Source organism: Bradyrhizobium sp. WSM2254, from assembly GCF_000472645.1.
GTDB classification, from domain to species: Bacteria; Pseudomonadota; Alphaproteobacteria; order Rhizobiales; family Xanthobacteraceae; genus Bradyrhizobium; species Bradyrhizobium niftali.
The window spans coordinates 40,176-56,438 of record NZ_AXAB01000002.1; the positions used below are offsets into that span (position 1 = coordinate 40,176).

At 65.6% G+C, this 16,263-nt stretch carries 22 protein-coding genes; 13 read left to right on the forward strand and 9 right to left on the reverse strand.

The genetic code is table 11. The features are described 5' to 3' along the window. Positions 1-58 precede the first annotated feature (58 nt). Complete coding sequence (locus A3M7_RS0102635; RefSeq protein ID WP_027542524.1) at positions 59-448, reverse strand: hypothetical protein; 390 nt, start codon at positions 446-448, stop codon at positions 59-61. A gap of 128 nt (positions 449-576) precedes the next feature. Between A3M7_RS0102635 and A3M7_RS0102640 the strand changes: the two genes are divergently transcribed. After that, positions 577-1,359, forward strand: a complete 783-nt coding sequence (locus tag A3M7_RS0102640; RefSeq protein WP_027542525.1) for an SDR family NAD(P)-dependent oxidoreductase — start codon at positions 577-579, stop codon at positions 1,357-1,359. A 1-nt stretch (position 1,360) separates the two neighbouring features. Here the strand turns inward: A3M7_RS0102640 and A3M7_RS0102645 are convergent, their stop codons facing one another. Both A3M7_RS0102645 and A3M7_RS0102650 read right to left on the reverse strand, forming a co-directional pair. Then, positions 1,361-1,591, reverse strand: coding sequence for a hypothetical protein (locus A3M7_RS0102645; RefSeq protein WP_027542526.1), 231 nt, complete (start codon positions 1,589-1,591; stop codon positions 1,361-1,363). A gap of 424 nt (positions 1,592-2,015) precedes the next feature. Continuing rightward, the gene (locus A3M7_RS0102650) at positions 2,016-3,032 is read right to left on the reverse strand and encodes a hypothetical protein (protein WP_027542527.1); all 1,017 of its coding nucleotides are present in this window, start codon (positions 3,030-3,032) and stop codon (positions 2,016-2,018) included. A gap of 275 nt (positions 3,033-3,307) precedes the next feature. On the opposite strand from A3M7_RS0102650, the gene A3M7_RS0102655 reads away from it, so the two are divergent. Further along, complete coding sequence (locus A3M7_RS0102655; protein ID WP_027542528.1) at positions 3,308-3,961, forward strand: L,D-transpeptidase; 654 nt, start codon at positions 3,308-3,310, stop codon at positions 3,959-3,961. A gap of 122 nt (positions 3,962-4,083) precedes the next feature. Further along, positions 4,084-4,281, forward strand: a complete 198-nt coding sequence (locus tag A3M7_RS0102660) for a hypothetical protein (protein WP_027542529.1) — start codon at positions 4,084-4,086, stop codon at positions 4,279-4,281. A gap of 23 nt (positions 4,282-4,304) precedes the next feature. Here the strand turns inward: A3M7_RS0102660 and A3M7_RS0102665 are convergent, their stop codons facing one another. Both A3M7_RS0102665 and A3M7_RS0102670 read right to left on the reverse strand, forming a co-directional pair. Then, the gene (locus A3M7_RS0102665) at positions 4,305-4,739 is read right to left on the reverse strand and encodes a hypothetical protein (protein WP_027542530.1); all 435 of its coding nucleotides are present in this window, start codon (positions 4,737-4,739) and stop codon (positions 4,305-4,307) included. Positions 4,740-4,858: 119 nt separating this feature from the next. Beyond that, positions 4,859-5,323 (reverse strand): MarR family winged helix-turn-helix transcriptional regulator, encoded by a 465-nt coding sequence (locus tag A3M7_RS0102670; protein ID WP_027542531.1) that lies wholly within the window; start codon positions 5,321-5,323, stop codon positions 4,859-4,861. Positions 5,324-5,426: 103 nt separating this feature from the next. Between A3M7_RS0102670 and A3M7_RS0102675 the strand changes: the two genes are divergently transcribed. The 5 genes from A3M7_RS0102675 to A3M7_RS0102695 all read left to right on the forward strand — a co-directional run bounded on the left by A3M7_RS0102675 (position 5,427) and on the right by A3M7_RS0102695 (position 9,777). Further along, complete coding sequence (locus A3M7_RS0102675) at positions 5,427-7,349, forward strand: FAD-binding monooxygenase (protein ID WP_027542532.1); 1,923 nt, start codon at positions 5,427-5,429, stop codon at positions 7,347-7,349. Between the two features lie 145 nt (positions 7,350-7,494). Beyond that, complete coding sequence (locus A3M7_RS0102680) at positions 7,495-8,541, forward strand: SH3 domain-containing protein (RefSeq protein WP_027542533.1); 1,047 nt, start codon at positions 7,495-7,497, stop codon at positions 8,539-8,541. 169 nt (positions 8,542-8,710) lie between these two features. Further along, entirely contained in the window at positions 8,711-8,989 is a 279-nt protein-coding gene (locus tag A3M7_RS0102685; RefSeq protein WP_027542534.1) for a hypothetical protein, read from the forward strand. A gap of 215 nt (positions 8,990-9,204) precedes the next feature. Then, complete coding sequence (locus A3M7_RS0102690) at positions 9,205-9,384, forward strand: hypothetical protein (protein WP_027542535.1); 180 nt, start codon at positions 9,205-9,207, stop codon at positions 9,382-9,384. A 72-nt stretch (positions 9,385-9,456) separates the two neighbouring features. Continuing rightward, entirely contained in the window at positions 9,457-9,777 is a 321-nt protein-coding gene (locus A3M7_RS0102695; protein WP_027542536.1) for a hypothetical protein, read from the forward strand. Between the two features lie 17 nt (positions 9,778-9,794). Here the strand turns inward: A3M7_RS0102695 and A3M7_RS0102700 are convergent, their stop codons facing one another. The 3 genes from A3M7_RS0102700 to A3M7_RS0102710 form a co-directional block, all read right to left on the reverse strand. Continuing rightward, positions 9,795-10,364 (reverse strand): TetR/AcrR family transcriptional regulator, encoded by a 570-nt coding sequence (locus A3M7_RS0102700; RefSeq protein ID WP_027542537.1) that lies wholly within the window; start codon positions 10,362-10,364, stop codon positions 9,795-9,797. Continuing rightward, positions 10,364-10,708 (reverse strand): multidrug efflux SMR transporter, encoded by a 345-nt coding sequence (locus A3M7_RS0102705; RefSeq protein ID WP_027542538.1) that lies wholly within the window; start codon positions 10,706-10,708, stop codon positions 10,364-10,366. The genes A3M7_RS0102700 and A3M7_RS0102705 overlap by 1 nt, the downstream gene beginning before the upstream one ends. A gap of 215 nt (positions 10,709-10,923) precedes the next feature. Continuing rightward, positions 10,924-11,589 (reverse strand): O-methyltransferase, encoded by a 666-nt coding sequence (locus A3M7_RS0102710; RefSeq protein ID WP_027542539.1) that lies wholly within the window; start codon positions 11,587-11,589, stop codon positions 10,924-10,926. Between the two features lie 98 nt (positions 11,590-11,687). Here A3M7_RS0102710 and A3M7_RS0102715 point away from each other — a divergent pair, with 98 nt between their 5' ends. The 3 genes from A3M7_RS0102715 to pdxY all read left to right on the forward strand — a co-directional run bounded on the left by A3M7_RS0102715 (position 11,688) and on the right by pdxY (position 14,005). After that, the gene (locus A3M7_RS0102715; protein ID WP_027542540.1) at positions 11,688-12,332 is read left to right on the forward strand and encodes a TetR family transcriptional regulator; all 645 of its coding nucleotides are present in this window, start codon (positions 11,688-11,690) and stop codon (positions 12,330-12,332) included. 92 nt (positions 12,333-12,424) lie between these two features. After that, positions 12,425-13,066 carry an FMN-binding negative transcriptional regulator gene (locus A3M7_RS0102720; RefSeq protein ID WP_027542541.1) on the forward strand — a complete coding sequence of 214 codons (642 nt, stop codon included), beginning with the start codon at positions 12,425-12,427 and terminating at the stop codon, positions 13,064-13,066. Between the two features lie 126 nt (positions 13,067-13,192). Beyond that, the gene (gene pdxY, locus A3M7_RS0102725) at positions 13,193-14,005 is read left to right on the forward strand and encodes a pyridoxal kinase (RefSeq protein WP_027542542.1); all 813 of its coding nucleotides are present in this window, start codon (positions 13,193-13,195) and stop codon (positions 14,003-14,005) included. A 4-nt stretch (positions 14,006-14,009) separates the two neighbouring features. Here the strand turns inward: pdxY and A3M7_RS0102730 are convergent, their stop codons facing one another. Next, positions 14,010-15,299 carry a hypothetical protein gene (locus tag A3M7_RS0102730; RefSeq protein WP_027542543.1) on the reverse strand — a complete coding sequence of 430 codons (1,290 nt, stop codon included), beginning with the start codon at positions 15,297-15,299 and terminating at the stop codon, positions 14,010-14,012. Between the two features lie 318 nt (positions 15,300-15,617). On the opposite strand from A3M7_RS0102730, the gene A3M7_RS0102735 reads away from it, so the two are divergent. Together A3M7_RS0102735 and A3M7_RS0102740 are read left to right on the forward strand one after the other, a co-directional pair. Continuing rightward, positions 15,618-15,782, forward strand: coding sequence for a Flp family type IVb pilin (locus tag A3M7_RS0102735; RefSeq protein WP_027542544.1), 165 nt, complete (start codon positions 15,618-15,620; stop codon positions 15,780-15,782). Between the two features lie 108 nt (positions 15,783-15,890). Further along, positions 15,891-16,145 (forward strand): hypothetical protein, encoded by a 255-nt coding sequence (locus A3M7_RS0102740; protein WP_245284188.1) that lies wholly within the window; start codon positions 15,891-15,893, stop codon positions 16,143-16,145. Positions 16,146-16,263: the final 118 nt, after the last annotated feature.

The window sequence follows — 16,263 nt, forward strand, 5'->3', positions numbered from 1 at the left end:
CCATTATTGGCTGCTGCGGCGGTTCCGCCGCTGTGTGCTTAACGCCTGGAAAAGCCGGTTAGCCGCCCTTGCTGCGGATCAGGCCAGCGAGGTTGGTCTTCTGGGCCTCGCACCAGCCGGGCATGCCGAGACGGCGCTGGTCCATATCGGTCGCCTGCGTCGCGACCGCGACCTCGGCCATCAGGTCGTCGTCCTGCTTCTCGCCCATCTTGCCGCCAGTATGCATCCAGGCGATCGCCTTGCGCACCTTCTCGGTGGTGCCGTCGGGCAGCTGCATCTGCTGTGCCTTCTGCACGAGGTCCTGATAGACGAGATCCGTGTTGGGGCACTCGACCCTGGCGGCGAAGGCCTGCAAGACCATCGTCACATAGGCCGAGCGTTGATGATCCTCCGCCCGGGCCGGCGCGGCGATCAGCAACAGGCCTGCCATCAGAAAACCATAGCGCATCCTTGGTCCCTCCTCGATTTTTTTAGGAGGCTAGCGTCCGGCGCGCCGCTCCGCAATGGTGCCGGGACGCAATTGTCGCGTCTGCGTGCGCTGCGCTAAATTGGCTGCTCCCGGACCCGGAGAGCGACATGAGCCTGTTCAGCACGCCGTTCGATCCCCAGCACGACACGGCGCTCGTCACCGGCGCGGGCAACGGCATCGGTCGCGCGATCGCGCAGGCCCTGGTCGGCGAGGGCGTGCGGACCGTGTTCGCCGATGTGAGTGCGGAACGGGTGAGTGCCGCGATCGGCGCGAGCGAGAGGCCTGAACACGCGGTGCCCTGGGTCGGCGATCTCGCCGAGCTGGACGCCTGCGATGCGCTGCTTGCCGCTTCGCATGCCGCGCTGGGGCCGGTGACGCATTTCGTGCACAGCGCCTCGCCGCCGCGGCGCGAGGCCGATCATGCGCTCGCGGTCGATCGCCGGACCTGGCAGGAGATGCACGCCGTCAATCTCGATGCAGGTTTTCACCTGGCGCGCGAGATCGCCAAGCGGTTGATCGCGGCGAAGCGGCCCGGCTCGTTCCTGTTCCTCACCTCGCTGCATGCGGGCACGCCGCGCAACCTGCCGCATTACTCGACGGCGAAGGCGGGGATGGCGATGTTGGTAAAGGAGCTCGCCAAGACGTTCGGGCGCCACGACATCCGCGTCAACGCGCTGGTGCCCGGTGCGATCGCGGCCGGCGGTTTCGTCGCGGATGCCTCGCTGGCGCGGCACATCCCGCTCGGGCGTCTCGGCGAGGCAAAAGACCTTGCGCCGATGGCGCTGACCGTATTGTCGAACACGCTGTCAGCTTACGTCACTGGCGCAGCCTTCGTCGTCGACGGCGGATTGTCGCTGACGAACTGGTTCGACGCGCCGGTGCTGGAGTAGCTTAGCGTTGCCAGGCCGGCACGGGATCGAGCGGCGTGCGATAGAGCTCGTTGTGATCGCGGTCGGTGACGCGCACCGCGCAGCCCTTTTGCTGAAGCTCCGGCTTCACCTGCGACAGCTCGTTGGCCAGTTGCTGGGCGCGATCCGAGGCGACCTCGATGTCTTCGAGGATGATTCCGCCCTGGTTCTTGAACTCTTCACCAACCACGAGATCGAAGTAGTAGTACGGCATCTGAATTCCCCGCTGTGACGACCCAAGTCTCGACGACAAGTCTGGAAAACAAGTCTTCAACGGAAGTCTCAACACATGTCGGATAGTACCACTGAGTCGATCTTTATCGAACGAACGAAGCGCGCAATCTCTGTGCGTATGGCGCAGAAATCATGTGCAGCGTGCAGGCGCGTTAAGATTTTATTAAATATGTCAGCGTGATCATGAGGCATGGAATTGCAACAGAACCGGGCTCCGGGAACCGGCAGTTGCAAGAGAAGGCCGTCGGCATAGATCCCGACGGCCTTTTCTCTTGGCGGATTCGTTTGGCGGAAGACGATCGAAGCATCGATCTCCGTAGTCGCCCGGACTCAACGCATCACATCGAGTCGGACAGCTTGCAGTGACGCTGCGTGAGCGATGCCGTGCATCGCCTTGCATTGGTCTAGCGCAGCGGCATTGGCGGACGCACGACAGGTCCGTCGTCATCGGCAACGGCTTGTGTCGTGGCGACCGGCGGCGGAACCGCGGCAGCCTGCGAGGGCGGCGGCGGTGATGCGACCGGTGCGGGCGAATACGCCGGCATGTAGGTCTGCGACACGGCCGGCTTTGGCTTGCGAACCGGCGGAGCTTGAGGCCGCGGCGGTAGCGCGGAAACGCGCGCGCGCGGATCGAGGCGCGGATCGATCGGCCTCGTCTCAGCCATCGGCTTCGGTGCGGACGGCTTCGCCAGCTCGCGCGCCATCTGTTCCTGTCCGGCCTTCAACTCGGCGATGTTGGCCTTGAGCTGCTCGATCTGCTGCGCCATCGCGGCGAGATCGCGCGTCATCGATTGCACCGACTGAGCTGCTTCGGGCGGCGTTGCTGCGGGCACGGCCGCAGACTGAGTCGCAGCCGGCGTCGGGGATGGGTCGGCTGTTTGATCGGTTGCCGCTTCCGCCGCGGGCGGCGCGGCCTGCGCGGCCGCGACCGGCGCCGTCTGTTGTGACGTCGAAGGCGTCAGCGACGAAGGCATCAGCGACGCCAATACGGGTTTCCAGTCGGCGAGCATCTGCCTCGCCACGTCGCCGTGTTTCTCCCAGGCGATGGTGGCGGCCGCGCTGCCGCCCGCGAACAGAAACGTGACGAACGCGCCGCGCAGCCATCTGCCGACGGAGGATCGCTTCCGACGGCCGTGACCATCGCTTGCAGTTACGCGCACCGCGGTGTCGACCGAGGGCGCCGCCGGCTGCGGCTCCACGACAGGACTGAACTTCGGCTCCGGATTGCTCCTGGGCGCCGGCGCGAATTTCGGCTCCGGACGGGGCGTGACGTCAGGCGCCAGCGCGGGGGCAACGCTGATGGGGCGCGAGGCCAGCACGATATCCGGCGAGATCTGAACCGCGTCGTGCGGATCATTGTCCTTGACCGTGTCCTTCACGATCTCATCGACGATTTGCTTGCTGTTCAGCATCGCGAGCATCGCAGCTCCTTTGAAGCCTTCGTCGTCCGCATTGGCGCGAGCCGATCTGTTGAGGTGAGCCCCATCCCAAGTCTGATGACGCACGAGTCCAGTCGGGTTTGACCAAAGCAAGGCGAGGGGATGGAGATGATGCGACGGTACTTCTGCCCTTTGTGGTGATGGAACTCCGCCGGAAAAACACGCGGACGTGTTCCGCATTGCCTTGTTTTCAGCACGATTTTGGCAATATCTGACGCTGCTGGGGGTGCTGCGATCCGCTATAGGGGGGGCCGGCGGTGCCAAGATCTGTTCTCGCTCTTTTCGTTGTTGCCCTGCTGCCGCTCGGCGGCTGCATGCAGACGACGCTTTCGCCATCGACGGATGCGAGCATGACGCCGCGCGACCGTCAGTTGCTCGCGCATACGCCATACGCGCAGGCGAGCGTGCCCGAGCAATATCTCCGTCATATCGTCGATTATCCGCGCAAGGAGCAGCCGGGCACGATCCTGGTCGATACCAATGCGCGCTACCTCTATTTCGTGCTGCCCGAGGGCAAGGCGATCCGCTACGGCGTCGCGGTCGGCGAGGAGGCCATGGCCTTCTCGGGCGTCGCGCGCGTCGGCCGCTTGGCGGAATGGCCCGATTGGGTTCCGACTGCGGACATCCAGGCGCGGCTTGGACCGTATCCGGCGCGCGTCGCCGGTGGTCCCGCCAATCCGCTGGGCGCGCGCGGCATCTATCTTTTTGTCGGCAACAAGGACACGCTCTACCGTATCCACGGCACCAACCAGCCCGAATATATCGGGCAGGCGATCTCGTCGGGCTGCATCCGGATGCGCAACGAGGACGTGATCGATCTCTACGACCGGGTGAAACTCAATTCGATGGTCGTGGTGCTGCCGCCCGGGCAGAACGCGCAGGCCGAGACGGCCAGGAACTGGCGCGGGTGAGAAGGGCGCTCACTCACGCGTGAATGCGCGCGGGATCTGCGATTCCGCAAGGGTGAACTGGTTCACAGGCGATCCGCTCGCCTTGCGCTATGCCTCGATGGCCGGTTGCCATTGGAGGCATCATGCAAAAATTCATTGATCAATTGACCGAAAGCGATCGCCGGGTTGTCCGCAAGTGGCGGCTGGTGACCGTTGCATTTTATGGATCGATCCTGGCCGGAATGGCCGTGTATATGGCGCTGCATTGGGATCCGGAGGTGAATTATGCCTCGGCCGGTCCAACGACCCATGCGAAGGTGACGAGCGCGTCACAGCGCTGATCGGAGCTGCCGCCGCTCGGGTCCTACTCTCCAGGCCGTGCGACGCGCCATTGCAGCGTCGTGGCGTTGCCGTTGGCATCGCCCGGCACCTTGTCGGCGGGTGACGTGTAGAGCGGGCGATAGCGGTATGCCCACATCTTGCTACCATCGTTGCGGCTGATCACGGTGAAGTCGCCGACGGCCCTGGCGTCGGCCGTTGCGGCGAGCGGAACCCAGCTTTCGGCGCACTTCCCGTTGCAGTTCGACGTCTTGCCGGTGGTGTCGCGCTCGTAATAGTAGAGCGTCATGCCCTTGAGATCGACGAGCTTGGGACCCTGCCTGGTGATGACCACCTTCGCCGGCGCGGTCGTCGCCTCGGGCTTCGGCGGAGGAGGGGCATCGCCGCCGCCATGGCCGTTTGCGAGCGCATGACCGGTCGAGAGCGCGATGGCCGCGGCCGCAATGAGGAACCTGAACATCCGAAACTCCCGGGCCGCAAAGTTAATCGCGCGTTAAGCGCCGAATGGCGCCGACGGTAGCAGCCGAAGGTTAGTTCCTGGTTTCGCGGCACTGCGACAATTACGGACCTGGATGCGGGTTAAGCCTGCACATCGCGGAGCGGGGCGCGGCTGAGCTCGTTGCCGGCAGCGATGGCCTTGCGCAGCAGACGCATCAGCTCCTCGCCTTCCTTGGCGTTGAGGCCGCGCAGCATGATGCGCTGTGCGGACTCGACCACCGGCGTGATCTTGCGCAGGGTGCGCCGGCCCTCGTCGGTGATCTCAAGTTCGCGGGCGCGGCGGTCGCGGCTCGAGGCGCGGCGTTCCGCCAGCCCCTTCTGCACGAGGCGATCGATCACGCCGGTGATGGTGGTGCGGTCATAGGCGATCAATCCCGCGAGCGTCACCTGGTCGAGCCCCGGATTGGCCTTGATGGTCGCGAGCGCGGCGAATTGCACCGGCGTGAGGTCGAAGCCGGCATCCCCGACCTCGGCCAGGAAGACCGCGACCGCGATCTGCTGGAACCGGCGCGCCAGATGACCGGGCATGTCGTTGTTGTCTTTCACCGAATTCTCCTCGGCCGCAGCGACGGTGCGGGAACGTTGACAAGTATACTGATAGTCAGCATACTGAGCAATATCGAAGAAGACGTTGACGGGAGAGGTGCTCATGCAATTCCATCTCAATGGATTTCAGCCGGGCGACCCTGAAATCGCCGATCCCGCCGAACGCGTTCAGGTCCCCGGCGCGGCGGGCGCCGTGCCCGAGGAGGTCGACGTCCTCATCGTCGGCTGCGGGCCCGCGGGCCTGACGCTCGCGGCCCAGCTTGCGCAATTTCCGGACATCAACACCTGCATCGTCGAGCAGAAGCCGGGCCGGCTGTCGGTCGGCCAGGCCGACGGCGTCGCCTGCCGCACCATGGAGATGTTCCACGCCTATGGCTTCAGCGAGCGCGTGCTGAAGGAGGCCTATTGGGTCAACGAGACGACGTTCTGGAAGCCGGACGAACGGCGGCCCGAGACCATCGTCCGCAGCGGCCGGGTGCAGGACGTCGAGGACGGGCTGTCGGAATTCCCGCACGTCATCCTCAACCAGGCGCGCATCCATGACGGCTTTCTCGACCTCATGCGCAAATCGCCGGCCAAGCTCGAGCCCCATTACAGCCGCCGTCTGCTCGACCTCCAGGTCGATCCGGCCGCGGGGCCCGGCGACCATGCCGTGACCGTGCGCGTCGAACGCGTCGATCCCGGAAGCGAGGGCAAGGTCGAGACGGTCAAGGCACGCTATGTCGTCGGCTGCGACGGCGCGCGCAGCACCGTGCGCAAATCGATCGGCCGCGAGCTGCATGGCGATTCCGCCAACCACGCCTGGGGCGTGATGGACGTGCTGGCGGTGACCGATTTTCCGGACATCCGCTTCAAGGCCCTGATCCAATCGGCGAACGATGGCAGCCTGCTGATCATTCCGCGCGAAGGCGGCTACATGGTGCGGATCTATGTCGAGCTCGCCAAGCTCGACGTCGGCGAGCGCGTCGCGAGCCGCAACATCACCGCCGATGACGTGATCGCCAAGGCGCAGCGGATCCTGAAGCCGCATACGCTGGACGTGAAGGAGATCGCCTGGTGGTCGGTCTACGAGATCGGCCAGCGCCTGACCGACAAGTTCGACGACGTGCCGGAGACCGAGATCGCGACCCGCCTGCCACGCATCTTCATCGCCGGCGATGCCTGCCACACCCACAGCCCGAAGGCGGGGCAGGGCATGAACGTCTCGATGCAGGATGCCTTCAATCTCGGCTGGAAGCTCGCCGCCGTGCTCCGCAAGCAGAGTGCGCCAAGCCTGCTGCATTCCTATTCGGCGGAGCGTCAGGCCGTTGCGAAAGAGCTGATCGACTTCGACCGCGAATGGGCGGGAATTCTGGCCTCTGCCGCCAAGGCCGGTGGCGCCGATGCCGCCAGGACGCAGGACTATTTCGTCCGGCACGGCCGCTACACGGCGGGCACAGCGACGCATTACAGGCCGTCGATCCTCACGGGGGCTGCATCCCATCAGCACCTCGCGCAAGGCCTCGTGATCGGCAAGCGCTTCCATTCCGCCCCGGTGATCCGGCTGGCGGACGCCAAGCCCGTTCATCTCGGCCACGCCGCGCAAGCCGACGGACGCTTCCGCATCTATGCATTTTCCGGTGCGGAGAATCCGGCGGCGGCCGGCTCTGCCATTCGCGCGCTGTGCAACTTTCTCACCGAGGTGAGGGAATCGCCGGTGAGGCGATATACTCCCGAAGGCGCCGACATCGACGCCGTGATCGACCTGCGGGCGGTCTTCCAGCAGGATCATCGCGAGCTCGCCGTCGAGGCGATGCCGTCGCTGCTGCTCCCGCGCAAAGGCCGCTACGGTTTGCTCGACTACGAAAAAATGTTCTGTCCGGATCTCAAGAGCGGTCACGACGTGTTTGCGATGCGCGGCATCGATCGGAAGGCCGGCTGCATGGTCGTGGTGCGGCCGGACCAATATGTCGCGAACGTGCTGCCGCTCGACGATTTTACTGGGCTCGCGTCGTACTTCGACGGGTTCATGCTGCCGGTGAACTGACGTTCGCGGTGTTGCGCTCGTCGTGCAGATGAACGGCGGATGAATACTGAACTTCGCGCGCATTCAATCTTTCGGCTGATGCGGCGGCTCCAGGCGGAACGCTCGTTCCTCCCGCGCGTTCGGACTCGCAGAGGAGGAATACGCCATGAGACTCAGAAGCATTTTGGTTGCAGCATTGCTGCTCGCCCCCACGGCCGCGCTGGCCGCGCCGGGCATCGTCACCGTCTCGACCGGCTTGCGCGCCGGGCCGGGTTCGGGATTCCCCGTGGTCGATCGCATCCCCGAGGGCGCCCGCGTCAACATCCATGGCTGCCTGCGCGGCAATGCCTGGTGCGACGTGAGCTTCTCCGACGATCGCGGCTGGGTGTCGTCGCAATATCTCGAATATCTCTACCGCAATCACTACGTCTATCTCCCCGACTATGTCGACGAGATCGACGTACCCGTCGCGCCTTTCGTGCTGACCTCGTACTGGTCGAGCTATTATCAGGGGCGACCCTGGTATCGCCGCCATGCCTACTGGAATAATTACTGGACGTCGCACGAGCGCTTCGCGACGCGGATGACGATCGATCCGCGCGCGGCGCGTATCGGGCGTGCAGCGACGCGCGACGCGGCGATCGCACTGGGACGCGGCGGCGCGAACGCAAAGGCCGCTCCCGCGATCTCCGGCCGTGATGCGACGACGGCACGGCATGACGCGGCCATCGCAAAGCGCGACGCTGCGACCGCAAAGCGCGGCGCCGCGATCGCCAAGCGCGACGCTGCGGTTGCGGCGGACCGGACTCGCGCCGGACGAAGCGATCGCCTGGTGAACGCGCGGACGAGCGTGCAGCAGAACCGCAACTCGCGCGATGCGCAGGCGCGCATGGTGCACGAGCATGCGGCGAACCGCGCCGCAACGCATGCACAGCCAACGCATGCGCAGCCGATGGCGCGTACTCAGCCGATGGCGCGTGCTCATGAAGCTCCGCGTGTGTCGGCCGCGCCTGCGGCCCGGCCCGCGACGCCGCATGTGGCACAGCCGAACGTCAGCCACGGCTCGCCGATGAATGCCCATGCGCAGATGCCTGCGCCGCGCGCGGCAGCACCTGCGACGCCGCATCCCGGCGGCGGTGCTCCGCACATCAACGCCGCTCCGCGTGGCGGCGCGCCGGCCGGTGGTCCCGGCGGCGGTCACGAGAAGCGCTAACGTCGTTGCGAAAGCCCGGCCCTCGTGCCGGGCTTTCTTTTCGGAGCGGCCCGGGTTCCGTGCGCGTACAATTTAAGAAAGTTCTTCGCCGGCAGATTTCATCGATCGTAATATGTCTATCCAAAGCTGTAAGCATCCACTCGGGGCAGCGGGGCACGGGAGGATGACGATGAGACAGAACCAGGCGGAGACGCGCCGCCAAAATGTCGCGAAGCGGTCGATGACAAAAGAGGTCAAGCAGTTGACCGGCTTGATCGCCACACTGCGTGAATCGCTCGACGGCATCCGCAAGCAGCGGGCGAACACCAAGCTGTCTGGCGCCGAGATGGGTGCTCTCGACGAACGGCGCAACAATCTGCTGCTCACGATCGCGGCCCTGGACGATCGCCTGTCGGCGGTGCAAGGGCTGATCGATCTCGGCCGTCCGCACATCATCCGCGTCCATTAGCGGAGCTCGGACAGGGCGCGATCGGTTCCGTTGCTGATGTGACGGGCCGGCCCCCTGCTACCAGTGCGGAGCGCTCGATCCGGTCACCCGGCTGCGGGTGCGCCGGTGCGATGCTGCCTGCGGATGGCACCAAATTGCCACGCTCCCGGCGAATTGCCGCCAAAGCCCGCTGCCACGAGGGGAGCGGGTGCAAGGGCAACGCAAGGGGACGCGCATTGGCCTACAAAATGGTCGCAGAACGCGACAATGAGAAGTACAGTTTCGCCCGCGAAAGCCGGCTGCTCATCGTGGCGAAGGCAAGGGTGTGGGCGAGCGAGGGGTGGCGGGTCGTCATCACCGATCAGGACGGCAAGGCCTACGCGCCACCCGAATTCGATCAATTGCTGGCGGCGTGACCGCAGGACGGGGCTAGGGGACGACATTTGACTTCGCACTTTCGACCGGGGCGCGACCTGATCGCGCCCCTGATGACTCTTTCAGCCGCCGTCGCACTGACGGCGACGGTCGCGTTCGCGCAAAATCTCGATGCCGGCAAGCCGCCCGAAAAGCTGTTTGCCGATGGTTGCGCGACCTGCCATCGGAGCCCGCGCGGTCTTGCCAAGGGTCGCTTCAGCCTGACGCTGTCCTGGTTCCTGAAGGACCATTACGCGACCAGTTCCGACTCGGCCAAGGCGCTCGCCGCGTATCTGGTGTCGGTCGATGCGCCGCCGCCGCGGGCCGCGGCCAAGCCCGGCGCAAAATCATCCCGGTCCGCGCCGCGTCCGCCAAAGCCGGCGACAAGCCAGTAGTCAGTGCGACAAGGTCGCTATTCGCGCCGATAGGTCTGCGCGATCAGCCGGCCATGCACGGCGCGCAGCTCGGCATTCATGCGCGTCTGTCCCGTCGTGACATAGGACAGCCAGGCGCCGTCGGCGGCGAGGCGCACGACATGGAGCTCGGGCGTGCCGTCGGTTGCGCGATGCCGCTTCAGGCGTGCCTTCATCCAGTCGTTCCAGAGCCGGCGTAGTGACGGATCGGTGACGACGACCATGCTCAGCGCCGCCCAGGGCGTCGTAAAGCCGAACGCCTTGCCGGTAAACACCGCATTGACATAGGCGCGCGTAAAGCTGCCGCGCGGTTTGGGATCGGCTTCGATTGCGGCGTCGATCTCGGCATCGACGCGCGCAAGCAGATCGGCGAACAGGCCCTCGATCAGCGCCTGCTTGCTGCCGAAGTGATGAAACAGGCCGCCCTTGGTGACGCCGGCTGCCGCCGCCACCGCCTGCACCGTGATGCCGGAGACGCCATGGTCCATGGCAATGGCCGCAGCGTGGTCGAGCAGGGCGCGCCGCACCTGCTCCGGCTGCTTGGCGCGGCTATAGGCGCTGGCCGGCATCAATGCACCGTCGTCTCCGAGAACAGGTTGATGACGACGACCCCGGACACGATCAGCGCGATGCCGACGAAGGCCGCGGCGTCCAGCATCTGGCGGAACAGCACGAAGGAGACCGTGGCGGTCAGGATGATGCCGACCCCGCCCCAGATCGCATAGGCGATGCTCAGGGGGATCACCCGGATCGCGACCGACAGCGCGTAGAACGAGGCGACATAGAACAGCACCATGGCCAGCGTCGGCCACGGCCGCGTGAACTGCGCGGACTGCTGCAGGAAGGCCGATGCGATGACCTCGAAGACGATGGCAAGGGCAAGCGCGATGTAGGCGTTAAAGGCGGAGGTCATGGCAGGCTCGGGCGTGGCGCGCAGGAAAGATACCGCGCGGTAGGTATGTTTAGCAGTGGAAGACGGCTCTTGCCGGCAGCAGCTATCACATGTGAGTGACGAGGCTGCGACACGGCCGCGGATCCGATGTTCCGCGATCTGTCGCCGACAAGGCGAAGCCGCCGCGCGATGAATCGTGCGGCGGCTCCGTGGTATCGTGGCAGTTCGATGTGGCGTCAGTTGATCCGCACGGAGAGTTCGACGTCCTCGGCAAAGGCCGTGGACATGTAGCCGCTGCCGGGCATGCGCACCCGCGCCAGATAGTCGGGGCTGTCGTCGGCGTTGTCGGCGATGATGATCGCGCCCGGCTTGAGATGGCCTTCGACCAGCTCCAGGATCTCAGGGTAGAGCGCCTTGGCGCCGTCGAGCAGCACGAGGTCGATCGTATCAGGCAGATCGGCGCTGAGCGTCTTCAGCGCATCCCCTTCGCGGATTTCGACGAGATCGAGCAGCCCGCCGGCCGAGAGGTTGTCGCGTGCCCGCGCCGCCTTGGACGGCTCGAACTCGCTGGTGATGAGGCGCCCGCCACCATTGTCGCGCAGGCCTGCGGCAAGGTGCAGGGTCGAGATGCCGAACGAGGTGCCGAACTCGACGATCGTTCTGGCGCGGGAGCTGCGCGCCAGCATGTAGAGCAGCGCGCCGGTCTCGCGGGAGACCGCGAGCGGGACGTCCTTCAGGCGTCCGTAGAGGTCGGCGTAATCGGTCTTGCTCCGCATCATTCGCGCCCGGTCGGCGTCGGTGAGATGAGCGAACGCGGCTCGCGTTGCGCTGCGTGCTGCTTCGTCCTGGTCGAACAGGCGATCCAGCAGCGGCGCCAGCGACGTGATAGTCGGGGTGGTCATTTGGTGTCTCCAGAGTTCGCGGCAATGCGCGGGCTTGCGTGCGAACTGAAATACGACTAATTCGTCGCATTTCCTATTCGCATTACCCCGAGCGCATCATGGCCGATCGTCGAAGTCGTTCAGTTTCCTCGCGAAAACAGCCGCAACAGGCCCGCTCCAACGAGCTGGTCGCGGCTATTTTGGATGCCGCCGTTCAGGTTTTGGCAAAGGAGGGCGCGCAGCGCTTCACGACGGCGCGGGTGGCCGAGCGGGCCGGGGTGAGCGTCGGATCGCTCTATCAGTATTTTCCGAACAAGGCGGCAATCCTGTTCCGCCTCCAGAGCGACGAGTGGCAACGCACGAGCGAACTGCTGCGCGGGATCCTTGCCGACCGGGCGAAACCGCCACCGGCGCGGCTGCGTGCGCTGGTCCAGGCTTTCATTCGTTCCGAGTGCGAGGAGGCTGCGATCCGTACGGCGCTCAGCGACGCCGCGCCGCTCTATCGCGATGCGCCCGAGGCACACGATGCGCGGGCCGCCGGCAAGGGCATCGTCGCGACCTTCATGCAAGAGGCACTACCAAAAGCCTCGGAGGCGACGCGCGAACTCGCCGGGGAGCTGATCAAGACGACGCTGAGCGAGGTCGGCAAGCACTTCTCGGAGGCGCCGCGCAGCGAGGCGGAGATCGCGCGCCATGCCGACGGGCTCGCCGACATGTTTTGCGCCTATCTCGGCGAGCTCTCACGACGCCGAGATCATTCCTGATATCTGCGTTTGCGGCCCAATATCGTTTCGGATTTCGCCGGATGATGAGTTAGCCTCGCATCATCCTTCGTCCAGCCATCGAGCGCCGCGCCATGCATGTCCTCCGTCCCCAGTTCCGCATCGAGGAGCAGCGCGCGCTGGAATTCGCAAGTGAGCGCGGCTTCGGCGTGATCGTGGCGGCGGACGAGCGCGGCCCGCGCGCCTCGCACGTGCCGTTCGTGCTGGACCAGCGCGACGGGCAAGCCATCGTGCAGATCCATCTCACGGCCAGGAATCCACTCGTGCCGCTTGCGGACGGCGCCAGGCGCTTCCTGCTGATCGTTGCCGGCGACGATGCCTACATCTCCAACGACTGGTACGCCTCGCAAGACAACGTCTCGACCTGGCTCTACGAGGCGGTGCACCTGTCGGGTGTGGCGCATCTGCGCGGGCTCGACGAGAACCGCCGGCATGGCGATGCGCTGCTCGCGGTCGCCGAGGCGCGGCTGCCGAAGCAGCCCTGGGACCTCGCGCAGATGGAGCCGGACAAGCGCGAGAGCATGTTGGCTGCGATCCGCGTCATCGATCTCGTGGTCGACCAAATCGAGGGGCAGGCGAAGCTCAACCAGCACAAGAGCGATGCGGACCATGTCGCGGTCGCCGGCTACCTGGCGCGGTCGGCGGAGAGTGGCCACCGCCGGCTGGCGCGGAAGATGCAGGCGCTGCGGCCGGGGCTTGGGTATGAAATCCTGTAGCCCGGATGGAGCGAAGCGAAATCCGGGTCTTGAGCTTGCGGCACGATTCCCGGATTACGCGTCGCTCCATCGGGGCTGCGCCAGCTACGCTTGCGTCGCGCAACAATTGACCTTACGGACCTCTGCATGCTCGTCATCTCCATTCAAAGCCAGGTGGTCCACGGCCATGTCGGCAACAGCGCGGCGGCCTATGCCATGCAGGCGGAGGGCGTGAACGTCGCGGCGGTGCCGACGACGCTGCTGTCGAACCATCCGCGCTATCCGAGCCTGCGCGGGCGCGTGCTGGAGACCGAGCTCGTCGCCGATCTTCTGCGGGGCGTGGAGGAGCGCGATCTCGTCGACGAGGCCACGGTGCTCGTCACCGGCTATCTCGGCTCGCCCGGCAACGCCGCTGTCGTCGCCGATTTCGTCGAGCGTGCCTTGATCCGCAATTCCAGGCTCGTCTATCTCTGCGATCCCGTGATCGGCGACGACGGTCGCGTCTATGTCGCCGACGGCATTCTGGACGTGCTGCGGCACCGCCTGCTGCCGGCCGCGAACCTGACCACGCCGAACCAGTTCGAACTCGAGCTGCTCTCGGGCATCACGATCGCGGACGCGCAGGATTTGCGCGCGGCGTGCGCGGCGCTGGCGGGGACCGGCCGCATCGACGTCGTCGCCACCGGCTGCACGCTCACGGATACGCCTGACGGGCAGGTGGAGACGATCCTCTGCGCCGACGGGCAATTGTCGCGCTTTGCGACACCGCGCCTGCCGATCCGCCCCTATGGCACCGGCGATCTCCTCACCGGCCTGATCGCGGCGCATCTGGCAAAGGGCAAGGCGATGGAGGCGGCGGTGCGGCTCGCGGTCGAGACCATCTTTGCCGTGCTGGTGCGTACGCAGGAGGCGGGATCCGCCGAGATGCGCCTCGTGCCGCTGCCGACGCGGAAGCCGTAACGGTTCAGGTCGCGCGCTTGCCGGCCGATTGCGCCGACTTCTGCGGCTTGCCCTTCTGCTCGCGCGCGGCCTGTGCCTTTGGCGACCTGGCGCTGGCCACGGCGCGCGTCTTCTTCGGCCTGGCGTTGGCGGCTTCCCTGCGGTCCGCCGTGCCGCGCTTCGAGACATATTCCGCGCCGTCGATCGGGCCGACATGCGGCGGATCGCGGCCGAGATAGGGCCTGCCGATGCCGAGCGCCTTGCCGTTGGCATCGACCCATTTCCACAGCACTTCGGTCGAGACCCAGCGCTGCGCGCGGTTGTTGCCGGCGGTCGAGACGATGTCGGCGGCCATGCCGTGACCGTAGCCGCCGCGCGTGCTGCCGCCGTGATAGGAGCGGTCGGAGGCGGCCTTCAGGCCGCTCGCGATCGACTGGCGATAGTCGTCGCGGAACGCGCTGGTGATGCCGGGCGACAGGCCGGCGGCTTCCGCCGCGAGCAGCGTGCGGAACAGCTTCCGCTTGAAGCTCTTGTCCATGCCGCCGATGACGTAATCCATCATCGACATGCGGGCGTGCTCGGCCGCCTTCGGATCCTTCCAGCCGAAATCCTCGTCGACCAGCTTCGTGAAGCTGCGCATCACGGTGACCATCTTGCCCCTGCGCTTGATGGTGACGGCGCGGCGCTCCTCGACCTTGATCGAGTCCTCCTTGGGCGTGCGCTGGTAGAGCGCCCAGAGATAGCGGTCGATGCAGGCGTCCATCACGAAGCATTCGTCGAGCACCGCGACGGTGTCGGCGGACGGTGACGCCTTGCTCGCGGTTGCGGCCGGCCCGGTCGCGATCGCCGCGGGCGACAGCGCGTCTGTCGTCACGATCTCGGTGGGATCGGCGGATGCGAGTTTGACGGGCTCCTGCACCGGTGCGGCCTCGCTGACGACGGGCGCCGGCTCCGGCAGGATCTGCGGCGCAGGCGGTTCGCTCGGCAAGATCAGCGCGGGATCGGCCGAGGCGAGCTTGATGGCGGGGGCGGGCACCTCGGGCGCTTCTGCTTCAGCGCTTGCCGGCTCGGGGGCCTGAGCCACCGCGGCCGCGATGTCGGCGGTCAGCGCGATGCCATCCTCGATGGTCGCAGCACGCGGGACGTCGGCGAGGTCGAGGCGGCCGAGATCCTTCGCGCGCGAGACGGTGGCTGCATTGGCGCCGCTGTTCTCGATGAGGGCAGGGGCATAGGCGGACAAGGAGAGCGCCAGCCAGCCGGCCATGACGGCCGAGGGGCACGCGACTGCCACCAGAAGAGACCGCCGATCGTTCATGATCCCTGCCTCCAAACGGTTCTGTTCGAACACGTCTTGTCGAACAGTCTTGCACAGAAAGGCACGCAGCGCGTTGATTGTTCGGAGGATGGTGTGGCGGCGCAATGGCGTAAATGGCCGAAAGCGGGCTTTTCAGGCAGGTGTTGCGAAGATGCAACGCGGGTTCCGTCGGGCTTCGGAGAAGGAAAAGGCCTGCAAATGCTGCGTTCATTGTCGTCAAATTCGCCCGGTTGTATTTACTCAATCTTGGATTGCAGTCTGGCATTTCTCTCGCGCCGGCCGCGTCCGGTAGCGTTGGGAAGGACACGAGTTTTGAAATTGAAATGCCTGTTGGCCGACTTTGCCGCCGATGAATCCGGCGCCACCGCGATCGAATACGGCCTGATCGCAGCGGGGATCGCGCTTGCGATCATCGAGATCATCTACGCGCTCGGCACCAATCTCGTTGCGAAGCTGCAATCGCTGGCGACCGCGCTGAAGTAAGTTATCCTCCGGCCCGCGTTTTATGATGATCGCGCCTCTGACAGGGCCGGGTCGGCGCATCTGTGCGACGGATCTGCGCATTCGTTGCATCCCCCTGGATGCGGTGTTTTGTCCGACACCTCGCTGCAACTTTGCAGCAGCTTGCGCGTTGGTGCGGCCATGACCCACTCCTCGCTTCGTCCCATGGACGCCTTCGACCCCACCGAGCCCGCCATCCTCCACGATCTCCTCTCCGACAGGATCATCACCTGGACCGCCGATCAGGCCGATGATTATCGGCGTGCCAGCCAGGCGCGCGACGATGGGACCGTGGCCTGGAAAGCCTACGTCTTCGACGGCTGGGGCAACGTGCTCGGCGGCTGAGCGCCGCTTATAAAAACGTCATGTCGTGGCCGGCGGCGATTCGGCCAAGGCGTTGTACGCATTAAACATATCGCCATGCGCCGGGTGCGTTATTGCAATGCAACAACGCATGTCGCAA

Coding starts and splice junctions, on each gene's coding strand:
- A3M7_RS0102730 (WP_027542543.1), bottom strand. CDS start 15,299: ATGAACGATCGGCGGTCTCTTCTGGTGGCAGTCGCGTGCCCCTCGGCC.
- A3M7_RS0102695 (WP_027542536.1), top strand. CDS start 9,457: ATGACTCTTTCAGCCGCCGTCGCACTGACGGCGACGGTCGCGTTCGCG.
- A3M7_RS0102705 (WP_027542538.1), bottom strand. CDS start 10,708: ATGACCTCCGCCTTTAACGCCTACATCGCGCTTGCCCTTGCCATCGTC.
- A3M7_RS0102700 (WP_027542537.1), bottom strand. CDS start 10,364: ATGCCGGCCAGCGCCTATAGCCGCGCCAAGCAGCCGGAGCAGGTGCGG.
- A3M7_RS0102660 (WP_027542529.1), top strand. CDS start 4,084: ATGCAAAAATTCATTGATCAATTGACCGAAAGCGATCGCCGGGTTGTC.
- A3M7_RS0102650 (WP_027542527.1), bottom strand. CDS start 3,032: ATGCTCGCGATGCTGAACAGCAAGCAAATCGTCGATGAGATCGTGAAG.
- A3M7_RS0102635 (WP_027542524.1), bottom strand. CDS start 448: ATGCGCTATGGTTTTCTGATGGCAGGCCTGTTGCTGATCGCCGCGCCG.
- A3M7_RS0102685 (WP_027542534.1), top strand. CDS start 8,711: ATGAGACAGAACCAGGCGGAGACGCGCCGCCAAAATGTCGCGAAGCGG.
- pdxY (WP_027542542.1), top strand. CDS start 13,193: ATGCTCGTCATCTCCATTCAAAGCCAGGTGGTCCACGGCCATGTCGGC.
- A3M7_RS0102720 (WP_027542541.1), top strand. CDS start 12,425: ATGCATGTCCTCCGTCCCCAGTTCCGCATCGAGGAGCAGCGCGCGCTG.
- A3M7_RS0102715 (WP_027542540.1), top strand. CDS start 11,688: ATGGCCGATCGTCGAAGTCGTTCAGTTTCCTCGCGAAAACAGCCGCAA.
- A3M7_RS0102675 (WP_027542532.1), top strand. CDS start 5,427: ATGCAATTCCATCTCAATGGATTTCAGCCGGGCGACCCTGAAATCGCC.
- A3M7_RS0102645 (WP_027542526.1), bottom strand. CDS start 1,591: ATGCCGTACTACTACTTCGATCTCGTGGTTGGTGAAGAGTTCAAGAAC.
- A3M7_RS0102680 (WP_027542533.1), top strand. CDS start 7,495: ATGAGACTCAGAAGCATTTTGGTTGCAGCATTGCTGCTCGCCCCCACG.
- A3M7_RS0102710 (WP_027542539.1), bottom strand. CDS start 11,589: ATGACCACCCCGACTATCACGTCGCTGGCGCCGCTGCTGGATCGCCTG.
- A3M7_RS0102665 (WP_027542530.1), bottom strand. CDS start 4,739: ATGTTCAGGTTCCTCATTGCGGCCGCGGCCATCGCGCTCTCGACCGGT.
- A3M7_RS0102640 (WP_027542525.1), top strand. CDS start 577: ATGAGCCTGTTCAGCACGCCGTTCGATCCCCAGCACGACACGGCGCTC.